General features: G+C 38.7%; 13 protein-coding genes. 8 read left to right on the forward strand and 5 right to left on the reverse strand.

What is annotated here, in order from left to right; genetic code table 11:
- Position 1 precedes the first annotated feature (1 nt).
- From GNP81_RS06415 to GNP81_RS06430, 4 genes are all read left to right on the forward strand, one after another.
- On the forward strand, positions 2–1,228 hold the full coding sequence (locus tag GNP81_RS06415) for a paraquat-inducible protein A (RefSeq protein ID WP_336495419.1): 1,227 nt from the start codon (positions 2–4) through the stop codon (positions 1,226–1,228).
- Positions 1,206–3,842, forward strand: a complete 2,637-nt coding sequence (locus GNP81_RS06420; RefSeq protein ID WP_155674428.1) for an MlaD family protein — start codon at positions 1,206–1,208, stop codon at positions 3,840–3,842. The genes GNP81_RS06415 and GNP81_RS06420 overlap by 23 nt, the downstream gene beginning before the upstream one ends.
- Positions 3,843–4,003: 161 nt before the next feature.
- Positions 4,004–5,425, forward strand: a complete 1,422-nt coding sequence (gene rsmF, locus GNP81_RS06425; RefSeq protein ID WP_336495420.1) for a 16S rRNA (cytosine(1407)-C(5))-methyltransferase RsmF — start codon at positions 4,004–4,006, stop codon at positions 5,423–5,425.
- Positions 5,426–5,512: 87 nt separating this feature from the next.
- Positions 5,513–6,691 carry a threonine/serine exporter family protein gene (locus GNP81_RS06430; protein ID WP_005419182.1) on the forward strand — a complete coding sequence of 393 codons (1,179 nt, stop codon included), beginning with the start codon at positions 5,513–5,515 and terminating at the stop codon, positions 6,689–6,691.
- A 98-nt stretch (positions 6,692–6,789) separates the two neighbouring features.
- On the opposite strand, the gene efpL is transcribed toward GNP81_RS06430, so the two are convergent.
- Together efpL and GNP81_RS06440 are read right to left on the reverse strand one after the other, a co-directional pair.
- Positions 6,790–7,356, reverse strand: coding sequence for an elongation factor P-like protein EfpL (gene efpL / locus GNP81_RS06435; protein WP_005419180.1), 567 nt, complete (start codon positions 7,354–7,356; stop codon positions 6,790–6,792).
- 85 nt (positions 7,357–7,441) lie between these two features.
- A complete protein-coding gene (locus tag GNP81_RS06440; RefSeq protein ID WP_065596785.1) occupies positions 7,442–8,323 on the reverse strand; it encodes a sulfite exporter TauE/SafE family protein in 882 nt (293 codons plus the stop codon).
- Positions 8,324–8,611: 288 nt separating this feature from the next.
- Here GNP81_RS06440 and GNP81_RS06445 point away from each other — a divergent pair, with 288 nt between their 5' ends.
- The 4 genes from GNP81_RS06445 to GNP81_RS06460 all read left to right on the forward strand — a co-directional run bounded on the left by GNP81_RS06445 (position 8,612) and on the right by GNP81_RS06460 (position 12,649).
- Positions 8,612–9,376: a transporter substrate-binding domain-containing protein gene (locus tag GNP81_RS06445; protein WP_155672368.1), complete on the forward strand. Its 765-nt coding sequence runs from the start codon at positions 8,612–8,614 to the stop codon at positions 9,374–9,376.
- A gap of 92 nt (positions 9,377–9,468) precedes the next feature.
- Entirely contained in the window at positions 9,469–9,876 is a 408-nt protein-coding gene (locus tag GNP81_RS06450) for a LexA family protein (RefSeq protein ID WP_155674427.1), read from the forward strand.
- Positions 9,876–11,132, forward strand: coding sequence for a Y-family DNA polymerase (locus GNP81_RS06455; RefSeq protein ID WP_155674426.1), 1,257 nt, complete (start codon positions 9,876–9,878; stop codon positions 11,130–11,132). Before GNP81_RS06450 ends, GNP81_RS06455 begins: the two co-directional genes overlap by 1 nt.
- A gap of 173 nt (positions 11,133–11,305) precedes the next feature.
- The gene (locus GNP81_RS06460) at positions 11,306–12,649 is read left to right on the forward strand and encodes an MATE family efflux transporter (RefSeq protein WP_155657196.1); all 1,344 of its coding nucleotides are present in this window, start codon (positions 11,306–11,308) and stop codon (positions 12,647–12,649) included.
- A 42-nt stretch (positions 12,650–12,691) separates the two neighbouring features.
- On the opposite strand, the gene GNP81_RS06465 is transcribed toward GNP81_RS06460, so the two are convergent.
- From GNP81_RS06465 to GNP81_RS06475, 3 genes are all read right to left on the reverse strand, one after another.
- Positions 12,692–13,027 (reverse strand): SPOR domain-containing protein, encoded by a 336-nt coding sequence (locus GNP81_RS06465; RefSeq protein WP_336495309.1) that lies wholly within the window; start codon positions 13,025–13,027, stop codon positions 12,692–12,694.
- Between the two features lie 124 nt (positions 13,028–13,151).
- Complete coding sequence (locus GNP81_RS06470) at positions 13,152–14,588, reverse strand: amidohydrolase (RefSeq protein WP_155674425.1); 1,437 nt, start codon at positions 14,586–14,588, stop codon at positions 13,152–13,154.
- A gap of 148 nt (positions 14,589–14,736) precedes the next feature.
- Positions 14,737–15,423: a TVP38/TMEM64 family protein gene (locus tag GNP81_RS06475; protein WP_017019665.1), complete on the reverse strand. Its 687-nt coding sequence runs from the start codon at positions 15,421–15,423 to the stop codon at positions 14,737–14,739.

The following is a 15,423-nucleotide window of genomic DNA, read 5'->3' on the forward strand; positions in this document are numbered from 1 at the left end:
AGTGGAAGACGCTAAATTTCGTCGCTGTCACGGCTGTGATCTTGTTGTTGAAGTCGCGAAGGTAAAGAAAAAGCAAAACGCTCATTGCCCTCGTTGCAACACACAGCTTTATCGTGGAAATAGAATTTCATTAAATAGTGATCTTGCTATCGCCATTGCTGCACTATTGCTGTTTATTCCTTCTCATTTTTTCCCAATGGTTACCATCAAACTATTTGGGGTCATGATCCCTGCGACTTTACCTTCAGGCACGATCACATTAATGGCTGAAGGTTTCCCAATGCTTGGGTTACTTATTTTATTTTGCAGTTCTATTGTTCCTTTTCTTGTGTGCAGCTCAGTGGTTATCGCTCACCTAGCACTTCGAAAAAAATGGTTCAAAACCTACCGACTGAGTTTATCAATCGTTCAACACTTAAAAGATTGGATGATGCTTGACGTCTTTTTAGTCAGCTTAGCCATTGCCTGTTTCAAAATTCAAGATCATGCCGATATCTTTGTGGGTTCTGGTTTATATGGTCTAGTTCTTCTTCAATTTGTCACTTCTTTATTACTTACTCATGTCAGCGTTCGTCGTTATTGGCGTGTATGGCAAAGAAAGCATCAACAAGACACTGAAGCTCCTATTGTAGATCCTGAACATTCTATTCATTGCGGCCATTGTCATTTTACACAACAAAAAGGCAGCCACTGTATTCGTTGTAAACGCCCTATTCATTTCAGAAAACCTAAGTCGGTTCAAAAAACCTGGGCTTATTTAATTGCCGCGGCAATCTTCATTATTCCTGCAAATATCTTATCTATCTCAATTTTACTGACTAATGGTAAACGCTTAGAAGATACGATTTTTTCAGGTGTCGCAGGCTTAATCAGAACAGATATGTATGGTATTGCGGCGATTATCTTTATCGCTAGTATTATTGTACCTGTTGCTAAAATTCTTGGACTTGGCTATTTATTGCTTTGTGTGCAATTTAAACGCTCGGTTTTTCATCGTCAAAGAATGTCCATTTATACTGCGGTTAAATGGATTGGAAAATGGTCTGTAATGGATTTATTTGTTATCTCTATTATGATGACATTAATAGATCGCGGACAAATTTTAGATTTTACTCCCGGCCTCGGTGCTGTGGCTTTTGGTTTAGTGGTCGTATTCACTATGTTAGCAGCCGAAAGTTTTGATTCTCGTTTAATTTGGGATAATTATGAACCAACCAAAAAATCTTGATTCATCGATTGAGCAAGTCAACATCAAAGAAGAGCGTGGCATTTCACCCCTTTGGATCCTACCTTTACTCGCTTTATGTCTTGGTGGTTGGCTTGTTTATTCTTCCCTAATGGAAGCTGGGCAACGTATTCAAATCTATTTTGAAGACGCTCAAGGCTTAATGGCTGGCCGAACAACGATTCGTTATCAAGGTCTTGAAGTTGGTATGGTTAAAAACATCACCCTTTCAAAGGATCTTTCTAATATTTATGTTGATGCGGATATCTACCCTGAAGCCAGTGACCTATTAAAAGAAAATACTCAATTTTGGTTAGTAAAACCGCAAGCTTCTCTTACTGGTATATCTGGATTAGATGCTCTGGTTTCTGGTAACTACATTGCTATTTTACCGGGTTCTGGTGCGGCAAAAACGAAGTTTACCGCTTTAGCTAACTCTCCGGCTATTCAACCAAACACCACTGGATTAAGTGTGACGTTACGATCCAAAGATTTAGGGTCTATTTCTGTTGGCTCAAAAATTTACTATAAAAAAATTCCTATTGGTGAGGTCTACAACTTCAAACTCGACCACGAAACAGACAACGTTCGTATCAAAGCATTAATTGAAGAGCAATATGCACATTTAATCACTTCTAAAAGCCGTTTTTGGAATGCGAGTGGCATCGGTGCCAATATTGGTTTTAATGGCGTAGACGTTCAATTTGAAAGCTTATCTGCACTTATTGGCGGCGCTATTGCCGTCGATTCTCCCGATGATGGCAAAGCCATTGAGAACGGCAAAGAATTTCAACTTTACTCTAATATCAAAACCGCAGGACGTGGTATTCCGATTAAAATAACACTGCCAGATAACAACCAAATTAGCCCGAATGGCTCTGCCATCATGTATCGTGGTTTAGAGATTGGTCAAATAAACAGTTTAAAATTATCTGATGATAAAAAAGACATTATTGCCTCTGCCACTGTTGAACCTGCCTTTACAGATTATTTAAACGATGGTTCTCGTTTTGTATTAGAAGAAGCAAAGTTAGGCTTATCTGGTGTTGAAAACATTGGCAACCTTGTTCGAGGTAACTTCCTAACTCTTGTGCCGGGCAATGGTGAACGCTCTCGTGAATTTACTGCGATTCGTAAACAAGAACTGATTAAACAGGACGCAAAAGCGCTCACTTTCTCTCTGTATGCAGCTCGCTCTTTTGGTTTAACTCCTGATACTACTATCTTGTATAAAGGCATTAAGGTCGGCTCGATTACTCATGTTGCACTAGTTAATGACAGAGTTAAATTTGATGCAATGGTATTTGAAAAATACAAACACCTTATCAAATCAAACAACAAATTCTTTGTTTCAGGCAGTGTCTCTGCTGAGTTAACTGACTCTGGTTTAAACATTGATGTGCCACCAACTCAAGCATTAATCTCTGGCTCGATTAGCTTTACGAGTGAAGGTAAAGGCTATAAACAAAAAAGCTATACCTTATTTAAAAACAGCTCTCTAGCTGAGTTGGCACAATTTAAAACAGAAAAAAGTACTGAGCTCACGCTATTTAGTACAGAGTTACCACCAATCACAAAAAACAGTCCAATTCTTTATCGTAACCTTGTTGTGGGTAAAGTAACGGATTTCAACTTAGGTAATGATGGCGTTAACATTAAAATAAATATTGAAAAGCAATATGCACATTTAATTCAATCTGATACGGTTTTTTGGAACTATTCAGGAGTTAATGTAGAAGCGAGTTTAAGCGGTGTTAACATTCAAGCGGCGCCATTAATGTCAATGATCCGTGGTGGTATTGGTTTTGATAACATTCAAGGTGTTGAGAATAAACTAGGTAAAAAGTGGAAACTTTACTCTAACCTATCTGAAGCCCAAGAATTTGGTAAAATCATCGCGTTTACAGCTAAAGACAGCAATGCGATAGACAAAGGAACACAAATTAAATACAAAGGTGTTTCTGTTGGTGAAGTAAGTAAAATCACACCAAACTTCTCTAGTAATAACGTTTATGTGCAAGCTCGTATTTACCCTGAATATGTCGACCAAATCGCAGTCGTTGGAAGTCATTTCTGGGTTGTCGAACCAAGCATTAGCTTAGCTGGCGCAGAAAATCTAGACACCCTACTTGGCAGCTACATTCAAGTAACGCCTGGTTCAGGAAAAGCGAAAACTCAATTTACATTGTCGGATCAACCACAAGGTGATCAGTTCATTTCATATACGTTAGAAGCGCTTTCTCGTGGCTCAGTCAAAGTTGGGACACCTATCCTATTTAGAGAAATCGAAGTCGGTGAAGTGACTGATGTAAGGCTTGGTGATTTATCAGATCGCATTATTATCACGATTGGTATTCACTCTGAATTTGCATACCTTGTTAGAGAAAACAGTGTGTTCTGGAATGTATCAGGTGTAAATATGTCTATTGGTTTAAGCGGTGCAAAAGTTCAAGCTGGTACGGTTGATAGTATCTTGCGTGGTGGTATTGCTTTCTCTACACCGGATGATGAAACGCTAAAACCACAAGCAAAAGCCAATAAATCTTACTTACTGCATAAAACCGCAGAAGAAGATTGGGCATTATGGAATGCTGCCATTCCAAACCCAAATAAATAAGCGCTCAAAGAGTTAACTAAATAAGGCAGTTGATGTTCATTCAACTGCCTTTTTCTTATTCATCAACACACTATTTCATCTATTATCTTTAATTCCATTTAGACAATACTCACAATAGCGTTTACACTTCCTGCCATTACATCATCCAATGAGATTCACCCGTGCACGATAATATTTTTCTTCCTGACGCTTTCTTGGCACAAGTACAAGAGACCATGCCTTCCCACTTATCAATGGATGAGTTTATTGCCGCTTGTAAACGACCTTTACGTCGTAGTATTCGTGTGAATACCCTAAAAAACAGTGTTGAAGAATTTAAACAACGTGCCGCTGAAAAACAGTGGGATTTAGAACCTGTGCCATGGTGTGACACTGGTTTTTGGATTACTCGTCCTGAGAGCGACACAGTAAAACTAGGTAGCACCGCTGAACACATGGCAGGCTTATTTTATATACAAGAAGCAAGCTCTATGATGCCTGTTACTGCATTATTAAAAGATAATGATGATATCGAAATGGCTCTCGATATGGCCTCAGCTCCTGGTTCTAAAACCACACAACTGGCTGCTGGTATGAAAAACCAAGGCGCGCTCGTTGCTAACGAATTTTCATCAAGTCGTGTAAAAGTACTTTGCTCAAATATCCAACGTTGTGGTGTAAGCAATGTTGCTCTAACCCACTTTGATGGTCGCGTTTTTGGTGGTTGGTTACCAGAAACATTTGACTCAATCTTATTGGATGCCCCTTGTTCTGGCGAAGGAACCATTCGTAAAGACCCAGATGCAATGCATAACTGGAGCCCTGAATCAGTTATCGAAATTGGTGATACTCAACGTGATTTAATTGAAAGTGCGTTTCATGCCCTAAAACCAGGCGGCGTAATGGTGTACTCAACCTGTACATTAAACCACGAAGAAAACCAAAACATTTGCCATCACCTTGTTGAACAATTTGGTGACACGGTCACGTTTGAGCCGTTAGGTGACTTATTTGAGAATGCAGAAAAAGCATTAACAAAAGAAGGCTTCTTACATATCTACCCTCAGATTTTTGATAGCGAAGGTTTCTTTGTTGCTAAGATCCGAAAAAATAGCTCAACCACGCCTCCAGAAGTGAAAAAGCGCTTAGGTAAATTCCCTTTCGCACCGGCTTCAAATAAAGAAGCACAAGCTATTGAAGCAGAGTTAAAATCAACACTACAATTAGAAATTCCTGAAGATAATGAATTTTGGATCCGAGATAAAGAAGTCTGGGCTTTCCCTAAACGCATGAAGCCATTGATTGGCGAAATGCGCTACCATCGAATTGGATTTAAACTTGCTGAAACCCATAAAAAAGGATATCGCTGGCAACATGAAGCTATCATGGCACTCGCGACAGCCGATAACCCTACTTGCGCTGAACTAAATACAGAACAAGCACGTGAATGGTATATGGGTCGAGACGTACGTCCGGACTTTTCAGGAAAAGGCGAAACAATTGTTACTTATAAAGGCGCAGTTATTGGCTTAGGAAAATGGGTGGGTAACCGAATCAAAAATGGATTACCTCGTGAACTTGTTCGTGATGGAAACTTGTTTTAATTAATACGTTTTTAAATTAGTGCCAATCTAAGTAAATTGTACAAACACTTAGATTGGTACCATACATCAAGCTGTAGGAATAAGGATATGCCTTCACAATATCGTATCAATCGAATTGTAGAGATTGGAGATACACTGCACCGTTGCGGTTGTGCTCCCTATAAAGTAGAACGCTACACTACCTTTTACGCCAACAAATATGGCGTTAATTGTATGATCCAAGCAACACCAACTTCCATTAACTATCAGTTTCCAGATGACAACAACGCCGTCATCATGAAACGTCATAAACCTGCAAGTATAGATCTTGGATTACTTGCTAATACGATTATTCAATTACAACAACCATTAACTCCTATTCCACAAGCTCCTGCAGAAGGAATATCTTATCCTTCATGGGCGGTTTGTTTAGCAAATACCTGTATTCCCCCTGCTTTTCTTATGCTAGTTGGCTCAACATTCGAAGCATTATTCGTCAGTTTTCTGCTTGGCTTTTTAGTCTGGTTATCTCAAGTATTTTGTAGCAAACGCCGCACTATTGCTGTTGAGTTTTTTGGTGCCTTAATTGTTGCCTTTACCGTTGCATTTATTGCTAGCCTTGGCGTACCGATTCCTATTCTCGGACTTTGTATAGCCGCTGTTGTTCTTTTTGTTCCCGGACTTTCTATTTCAAACGCATTAGAATGCTTAGCCTTTAACGATCTCGTCTCTGGTACCAGTTTACTTGGCCAGTGCTTTCTCACTCTTATCAAACTTCTTATTGGGATCATTATTGGTTTACACATTGGCGAAGCCATTTTTGGTACGACTGAATCCATTGAGTATCAAAATGAATTTCCACTGTGGCTGCAAATATTAGGCTTACCTATTATTTCATTCTCATTAGGTGTGATGTTTAAAGCTCGCCCAATCGATACACTATATAGCCTACCAGTTGCTGTATTAGGTATGTGGGGGCCATTTTATCTTGGCTTTGATGGTGGCTGGGTTGTGGGTACATGGGTAACAACAGTATTAATCACCCTTTATGGAACATGGATTGCCCGACGTTTAAATCTAACGGGCATCATTTTTATCGTACAAGGGATCATCATTCTTGTTCCGGGCAGTCGCATCTTGGTTAGCGCCAGTCAAAGTGTGTTTGAGCAATCCATACTCCCTATTCCGAGCATTGGATTATCGGCACTCTTTATGTTTTCTGCCATTGTTGCAGGGCAAATTACCGCTTACTCGATTTACTCTCCTAAAATCGAACGAGACTTGTGATACGCAAAATACAAGACATAAAAAAGACCAGCTATTAACGAATAGCTGGCCTTTTCTTTATGTTTTTAACAGTATTAAAAAATACTATCTAAAAGCGATTAAGCACGGCTCATGAACTTGTGTTCAGTCGTGTTGATTTTCACTTTCTCACCGTTTGCGATGTACTCAGGAACTTGTACTGTTAAACCTGTAGTCATCGTTGCAGGTTTTGTACGAGCACTTGCAGAAGCACCTTTAATTGAAGGAGCAGTTTCTACGATTTCTAGATCAACAGCAGACGGTAATTCGATTGCTACTGGTGCGCCATCAACGATAAGAATTTGAAGACCTTGAGTCTCTTCAGTGATGAAAAGTAGTTCTTCTTCAATCGCTTCTTTGTTGAAGTTGTATGGAGTGTAGTCTTCAGAATCCATGAATACATACTCATTACCATCAACATAAGAGAACGTTGCGCTGCGACGACTAAAGTCAGCTAAATTGATCATGTCATCAGCTTTGAAGCTTTCGTCTGCTTTTGAGCCAGTTGCTACATCGTACATACGCATACGGAATAATGTTGCACCTGCACGGCCACTTGGAGTTAGCTTGCTGATTTCTTTAACGAAAAATACTTTACCGTTGTGTTCAATTGCTGAACCTTTTTTGATGTCACTTGCCTTTGGCATGATAAAAAATCCATAAATAATTGGTAGGTGGAAAATACCACGAACTTTTTATATCTCCAATAACTATGTGACAGAAACTCGCATTTTATAGCGCTTTATTTGTCACTCGGCCTTGCTGCCATGAACGTAACATCATAACTGCAGTATAAAGAACCACAAATGCCACTAACCAAGCAAGCATATCGACATCAAGAGATTTAACAATGAACGCCGCAATTAACACGCCAATAGGTCCGGTAATCGCCACCACCAAAGATGCTCTTGAGTTCACGGCTTTCTGCTTGATAAAACCGCCAGCAGAAAAGAAACATAAAAATGCGCATGAACACATCATAATAGGAAATGCCGCTAACGGGTTCATACCTAACAGATAAATCATTGTCATACACGGTGCATATAACCCAATCCCTACTGTCATTAATGCACCAAAAATAAAGTTACCAATTATCCCGATAACCAATTTTTCACCAGTTAATCCCAACGCTTCTCCACCTAGTGGAAATAAATCTAAACGTCCAGCAAACATCAGTAATGCAACAACCAACAAAGCCCCTGCCATAATCAAACGGATCAATTGACGGTCAAAATTTGATACTAATCGAGCCCCCACTGTTGCGCCAACACACGCAGCAATAATTAAACTCAATAACGTCGTTAAATCCACATTAACAGCGGTAAGAAAAATCAATGCTTGAAAAACTGTCGCCATGGTTGCTTGAGCATTCAAAGTGCCAGGTAATACCTTGTCATCAATTAAATTAAACTGCTTATAACCCGCCGTTTTAATGGCAAAACTTCCTACACCCAGAGTGTCACAAAAGTTTGCAAAACCACCAATTAGACCAACTGCCCATATATTAGTGTCTTTTTCTGAGTCCTTTTTCTTAAGCCATAATGACACAAGCATAAAAAGGAACGTTAGGCCTCCAATAACAAGACCGATCTGTAAGAATAATAAAACTGTCATCAATACATCACACAGCTGAAATAAAGCTGAGAATAGTAATTCAGATTAATAAGAAAAACCAGAGCAGCCCTTGTATGGTAAAGGCTCACTCCATTTTTTCAATAACAATTAATCCATCTCATTTACATTTACCGACACTCAAATAGATTAGATCAATATATACTGTAATCATCCACTTGAAATATGTCTCACTCATGTTTTTTTATCGTTATTTATAGAATGGTTTGATCTGTTTATTTACAAAATAGTGATAAGTTTGTTAGTTAAATTAATAAACAAAAAGATTTGATGATGAAAAAGAAACTTTTATGCATATCTGTGCTATTTGCCGCTTCCTTCACAGCTCACGCAGATCGTTTAGATGAGATCCAAGAAGCCGGAATTATTCGAGTCGGTACAACGGGTGACTATAAGCCCTTCTCTTCTTTCGATGGTAAGCAATTTTCTGGTTATGATATTGATGTTGCTAAATACATAGCAGAACAGTTAGATGTAAAGCTAGAGTTAGTTCAAACCTCATGGAAAAACCTCATTCCCGATCTTAATGCTGACAAATACGACATTGCTATGGGTGGCATCACACGAAAAATACAGCGTCAACTGCATGCAGAGCAAAGCCAAGGCTACATGACTTTTGGTAAATGCTTTCTTGTCGCAAAAGGAAAAGCAGAGATTTATAACACCATTGATAAAGTCAATAAATCAAGCACTCGTTTAGGTATTAACATTGGTGGTACTAACGAGATATTTGCTGATACTCATCTACAGAGTGCAACGTTTACACGTTATAAAAATAACCTTGATGTTCCTCAAGCCGTTGCGACAGGAAAAGTTGATGTAATGGTAACCGAAACACCAGAAGCGCTTTACTATCAAGCAACAGATAAGCGATTAGAAGCTGCTCGCTGTGACGACCCATTCACGAAAAGCCAATTTGGTTATTTAGTACCTAAAGGCGAGCAAGAACTGCTAAATGCGGTTAACTTCATTATGGATGAAATGAAGCTAAAAGGCGTAGATAAAGAATTAATGAAGCAAAATGCCTTGTTATAAAGTAAGCAGTTAACGATATTTTTTATCTAATCGCTTGCTATTTTATTCATTCACACCCAAAATAACACTGTACTTATATACAGTGTTATTTTATGAATGTAATTCCTCTTCACGCCAGTGCTGGTATTAGCGGCTTTGAAAGCCCTGCTGCTGAATATTCTCAGCTTTCTTTTGATCTCGATGAATTATTAATTGAGCACCCAAGTTCAACCTTTATTGGACGTGCCAGTGGTGATTCAATGCAAGGAGTTGGCATTTTCGATGGTGATTTACTCATTGTCGATCGCTATGTAACAGCACAAAGCAATGATGTGATTGTCGCTAATTTTAATGGCGAATTCGTCTGTAAAATACTGGATACACCACGCCGTTTATTGGTTTCAGCCAATGAGAAATATCAAACCGTTCCCATTAATGATTACGATACCTTCACCATTGAGGGTGTTGTTACTCGTTCTATTCGCTGTCACCGTCCAAGTTATTTACTGAGTCAATCTTAATGTTTGCTCTGGTTGACGCTAACTCTTTTTATTGCAGTGCTGAACAAGTTTTTCGTCCTGAATGGCGTAATCGCCCTATTATTGTACTATCGAATAACGATGGCATGATTGTCGCAGCAAATCGTCAAGCGAAGGAAGCTGGCATTCCTAAATTCAAACCTTACTTTCAAATAAAAAAACAATGTGAAGAAAAAGGCGTGATTGCTCTATCTTCTAATTATGAACTGTATTCTGATTTATCGTCTAAAATGATGGAAGTAATTGGACGCTTTGCACCAGAGCAACATATCTACTCCATTGATGAATCCTTTCTCTCTTTTAAACGTAGCTTTCCTGCAATACCTTGTTTACGTTCACATGCAAATCAATTACGTAAAGCAGTATGGAAAGAGTGCCGATTACCGGTTTGTGTTGGTATGGGAACCACATTAACCTTGGCCAAGGTAGCAAACCATGCAGCCAAAAAATTCAAGGGTTATCATGGTGTTTGTGTTTTGGATAATGAACAAGAACGTTTGAATGCTCTCCACCTTTTATCTGTTGAAGAAGTATGGGGGATCGGTCGAAAACTCTCTGAACGTATGCATCGAATGGGGATTCATACTGCACTTCAACTGACCAACATGCCAATCGGCTTAGTGAGAAAAAACTTCAACGTTGAGGTTGAGCGTATTGTATTAGAGTTAAATGGAACACCATGTAAATCATGGGATGTGGCCCGTGCGGATAAAAAACAAATATTCTCAACTCGTAGTATGGGAAATCGCATTACAAATCTTGATGCACTACAGCAAGCATTAGCAAAACATGCAGCTATTGCTTCACAAAAAGCCAGAAAACAAGATTCATTATGCAAGACATTACTTTGTTTTGCTTCAAACTCACCTCATGATGATAAGCCTGTAAATGGACGTGCAACTCATCACTTTGCCTACCCAACAGCTGATGTAAATCACATTACTTCTGTAGTCACACACATCGCTAAGGAACTGTTTCATCCTGATGTTCGCTATTATAAAGTAGGTGTTGGTTTATTAGATTTACTTGATGGGAGACATGAGCAATTCGATTTATTAAACCCAGCTCCAAACAATAATCAGTTAATGACTGTTTTTGATAAAATCAATCATAAATACGGTACAGATACCCTATTTCTTGGCGCTCAAGGGATAAATACCCAATGGGGAATGAAACGAGAAATGCTCACCCCACAATACACTACCAAATGGAAAGACATTCCTAAAATTCGATGTTAATACCAATTATTCTCACTATTTTCATAGATAATTGTGTGAATTAATATACTATCCAAAAATGAGTTCCAGCTCCCAGATTGGGAGAATGAATTTCGTCAAAGTAGACACCTTTATATTTCCTTCCTAGCAGTATGGTGAAGAGCATCCTCTCTTCCCTTTTTTAAGGACAAACTATGCTTGATAAAAGCAATCCTATTGAACGCCGAATGCAGATCACGACATTAGCGTGGCCGATTCTGGTGGAAATTTTACTGCGTACAGCCATTAGTACCAGTGATGTGTTCATGCTTAGTGGCTACTCTGATCTGGCAGTATCTGCTATTGGGGTTATCTCGCAAATCATTTTCTTTTTAATGATAATTTCGATGATGGTGAGTACTGGTACTGGCATTCTTATTGGTCAATACAATGGTTCTGGACGAACTCAACAATCAACCGATGTTGCGGTAGCCAGTGTTGTGCTTGGTGGAATATTAGGACTTGGCCTCAGTTTATTTGCCTTTTTTGCCGCAAATCCTATTGTCATCATGTATGGACTAGAAAGTGACGTTGCAACTTTTGCATACGATTATTTGATTATTACAGGTTCTTTCACATTAACCGTAACCCTTGGTATCGTCTTCTCTACCATATTACGCAGTAATGGATATTCTCGTACACCAATGATAGTGAATCTTCTCACTGGTGGACTTAATATATTTGGTAACTATTGCGCTTTGTATCAACCTTTTGGATTGCCTGTTTATGGTGTGCAAGGTGTAGCCGTTGCGACTGCATTTAGCCAAGTCATTAATACGATTATTTTATGGATAATGATCCATAGAAAACACATCGCATTACCAATGATGAATTTCAAGAAGATACCGCAAACGACTTATAAAAAAATAATGCACATTGGAGTAATGAACGCTGGTGAGATGCTCTCATATAACTTGTCACAAATGGTCATTGTTTACTTAGTAGTAAAAATGGGTACCGCTTCGTTAACCGCTTTTACTTACGCCCAAAATATTGCTCGCGTCTCTTTTGCTTTTGCATTAGCTGTTGGTCAAGCAAGCCAAATACAAACCAGCTATTACGTAGGGAAAAAATGGATTGAGCAGATTCTTACACGAGTTCAGATCTACTTCTTAATCTCTTTTGCTGTCTCTGTTGCCCTTACTTGTATCGTCTTTTTCTTCCGTTATGAACTGCTCGATATATTCACACAAGATCCAGAGGTCATAACTTTAACTGCGGGATTAATTGCAGGCTCTATTTTAGTGGAAGCTGGGCGGGTATTTAACCTTGTCTTTATATCCGCACTTAAAGGGGCTGGTGATATTAAATTTCCAGTTCAATTAGGGATATTAAGTATGTGGGGAGTGGCCGTTAGTCTGACTTATCTACTCGGCGTTCAATTTGGATTTGGTGTACTTGGCGCATGGCTAGCACTTGCAGCAGATGAATGGGTTCGTGGAATAATTATGGCTCGCCGTTGGCGCTCTAAAGTATGGACTAAATTTAATCTTATCTAAATAAAAATGGGCAAAAGTAAATAAATACCTTTGCCCATTTTCTTAGTAAGCTCGATTATCCTGAGTAAATGACAAATCCATCGCTTGAGGTCGGATCCATGATTTATATCCGCACTCTACTCTTAAAGAACTTACTATGTCTTTTGCATTTTCATAGGTAGTAAAGTCAGTCACTAAATAATACGTATCTTCTATTTTATATAGCGTTAACATATTACTACTGCATACTTTGAAATTTAGATCTGGCATAGATGAGAAAGCATAAGCTTGAACTCGATACATCTCATCTTTGTTGCTCTCAGCTTCTTTTTCAAACAATTCACGACTAAAAGAAGTACCACTAAAAAGTACACCTACTAACAATAAATACTTAAACACCCTATTTATCCGGCAACCGATTTAAGATTGAATAATAAGGGAATCGATCATCTCATTCTATCCAAAATATGAGAATATTTTAAAGCCTGACTCAACATCTAAAAATCAGGCTTTTTGTATAAAACTAATCCATCAAACTTTTGGATTTTATCGCTTTTTTAGATAGTTCTTTTGCAAAATCGGCGATATCTGATTCAAACGCTTCAACACTTTGTCGAATATCATCTAATTGAATCGTCTTCATCTGACGCTGTTCCATGACTACTTTACCATTTACAATCGTTGTATCCACATTACTTGGGTTGGCTTGATAAACCAGTGTTGCGTATGGATCATAACTTGGCATCATGTTCGCTGATTGAGTTTCAACAATAATGATATCCGCTTTCTTTCCGACTTCTAAAGAACCGATTTCATCTTCCATATGCAATGCTTTTGCACCACCTATGGTTGCCATCTCTATCACTTGTTCTGGGATCATAATGGTTCTGTCTGAGTGTTTTAAACGCTGCATATTTGCGGCATAACTTAAGGTACGCCATAAATCCACTTGGTTGGAACTCATTGGTCCATCAGTTCCTAAACCAACTCGCATATCTGCACGAAACATATCCCAAGCTGGCGCAATACCTGTTGCCCCTTTCGCATTCGCCATTGGGTTATAAACCACTCCGGCGTCCGCTTGTTTTAATAACGTTTGATCATGTTGAGATAAATGAATGCCATGAGCAATCACCATTCGTTCGTCCAAAACACCTATCTCTTCTAGATACTCAACAGGAGATGTCGCTTTAGTTGGATCTTTAATTCTTGCCTCTTCATTTGGAAATTCAGCCACATGAATTAAAACAGGCACATCGTAATCTTCTGAAAGCTGATTGATCTCTTGAAGCTTTTCTTTACTTACCGTGTATACAGCATGAGGCGCATAAGCTGGCGTAATTAACGGATCGTTTTGATACTCTTCAATAAATGACTGGGCATATTGAATTCCACCATACGGTTGTTTTGCATCCACCACAGGGAACTTAATAACAGTTTCACCAAGTACGGCTCTTAACCCAACCTCTTTGGTCGCTTTGGCCATTTCATCCATGTGATAATACATATCAGCATAAGTGGTGACGCCACTCTGGGCTAAATCGATAGCACCAAGTTTCGTCGCATTATAAATCAGTTCACGGCTTAACTTCTGTGCTTCTAATGGAAAAAAATAAGCAAATAATCGATTAGAAATGCCTTCTTCACCTAAACCACGAAATGCGATCATCGGAAGATGGTTGTGAGCATTAATCATTCCTGGCATCACAATACCGTCATTAGCATCAATGTTTTTTGGTGCATAATATTGCTCTAGTAGTTTTTCGTCACCAACAGCAATAATTTTGTCATTTTTAACCACTACAACGCCATCATCAATCACTTCCATATCAGCGTTGACGGTTAACACCTGTCCGTTATTGATGATCAAATCTGCATTATATTCTTGTTGTTTTGCCATTGTTCCACAACCAGATAGCAAGATAGCGCTAATACTCAATACCAAGCTTTTAAGCTTCATTCCTAAACCTTAATCATGCCCCCGTAAATGAAAAAAAGAAGCATTGGGGAAAATGCTTCTTCTTAATTAATTTAATTGATAAATATAACGATTACGAGATGATTCTGCCCACCAAAAGATAAGATTGTGGGATAGGTCTCTCTATCGACTACTCTTTTACTTGAGAGCGACGCTTTTGGATCTGTCCCATAATAAATTTAATGATAATTGGAAACAGACCAAGTAAAGCGAGGGAACCTAAAATTTGTGGAGAAATTAGCCCAGACAACGAGGTTATTTCTGAGAGTTGTGTACCCGCATTTAAATACACCATTGTCCCCGGTAACATACCTAGCTGACTAAACAGATAAAAACGACCTACTGATATTTTGGTTAACCCCATAAGTAAGTTAATTAAGAAAAACGGAAACACAGGGATTAATCGCAACGTCAGTAAATAAAACGCTCCATCTTTTTCCACACCGTCATTAATCGCTACCAACTTATCTTTAAACTTACTGTCTACCCACTCTCTTAATAAATAACGACTGCTTAAAAACGCAATGGTTGCCCCAATAGTGCTGGCAAACGACACCAGTAATAAACTCCACCAAAAACCAAACAATGCAGCGCCAAGCAAAGTAACAACTGCTGCACCAGGAATAGACAGAGCCGTAATAACAACATAAGAGATAAAGTAAACGGCACTGTATACAAACAAATTGGCTTGTATGTCATTTTGCACGTTTTGATGAAATGCTTTCACCTGCTCAAGTGTTAATAAATGCCCGAAATTAACATAGACAGCAGCAAATGACGCAAGAAGAATAAGTAATAAAATCAGTTTTTTATTCAT

The organism is Aliivibrio fischeri (assembly GCF_009727955.1).
Taxonomy (GTDB): Bacteria; Pseudomonadota; Gammaproteobacteria; order Enterobacterales; family Vibrionaceae; genus Aliivibrio; species Aliivibrio fischeri_A.

Coding starts and splice junctions, on each gene's coding strand:
- GNP81_RS06430 (WP_005419182.1), top strand. CDS start 5,513: ATGCCTTCACAATATCGTATCAATCGAATTGTAGAGATTGGAGATACA.
- GNP81_RS06450 (WP_155674427.1), top strand. CDS start 9,469: ATGAATGTAATTCCTCTTCACGCCAGTGCTGGTATTAGCGGCTTTGAA.
- GNP81_RS06455 (WP_155674426.1), top strand. CDS start 9,876: ATGTTTGCTCTGGTTGACGCTAACTCTTTTTATTGCAGTGCTGAACAA.
- GNP81_RS06445 (WP_155672368.1), top strand. CDS start 8,612: ATGATGAAAAAGAAACTTTTATGCATATCTGTGCTATTTGCCGCTTCC.
- GNP81_RS06460 (WP_155657196.1), top strand. CDS start 11,306: ATGCTTGATAAAAGCAATCCTATTGAACGCCGAATGCAGATCACGACA.
- GNP81_RS06475 (WP_017019665.1), bottom strand. CDS start 15,423: ATGAATAAAAAACTGATTTTATTACTTATTCTTCTTGCGTCATTTGCT.
- GNP81_RS06440 (WP_065596785.1), bottom strand. CDS start 8,323: ATGACAGTTTTATTATTCTTACAGATCGGTCTTGTTATTGGAGGCCTA.
- GNP81_RS06470 (WP_155674425.1), bottom strand. CDS start 14,588: ATGAAGCTTAAAAGCTTGGTATTGAGTATTAGCGCTATCTTGCTATCT.
- efpL (WP_005419180.1), bottom strand. CDS start 7,356: ATGCCAAAGGCAAGTGACATCAAAAAAGGTTCAGCAATTGAACACAAC.
- GNP81_RS06420 (WP_155674428.1), top strand. CDS start 1,206: ATGAACCAACCAAAAAATCTTGATTCATCGATTGAGCAAGTCAACATC.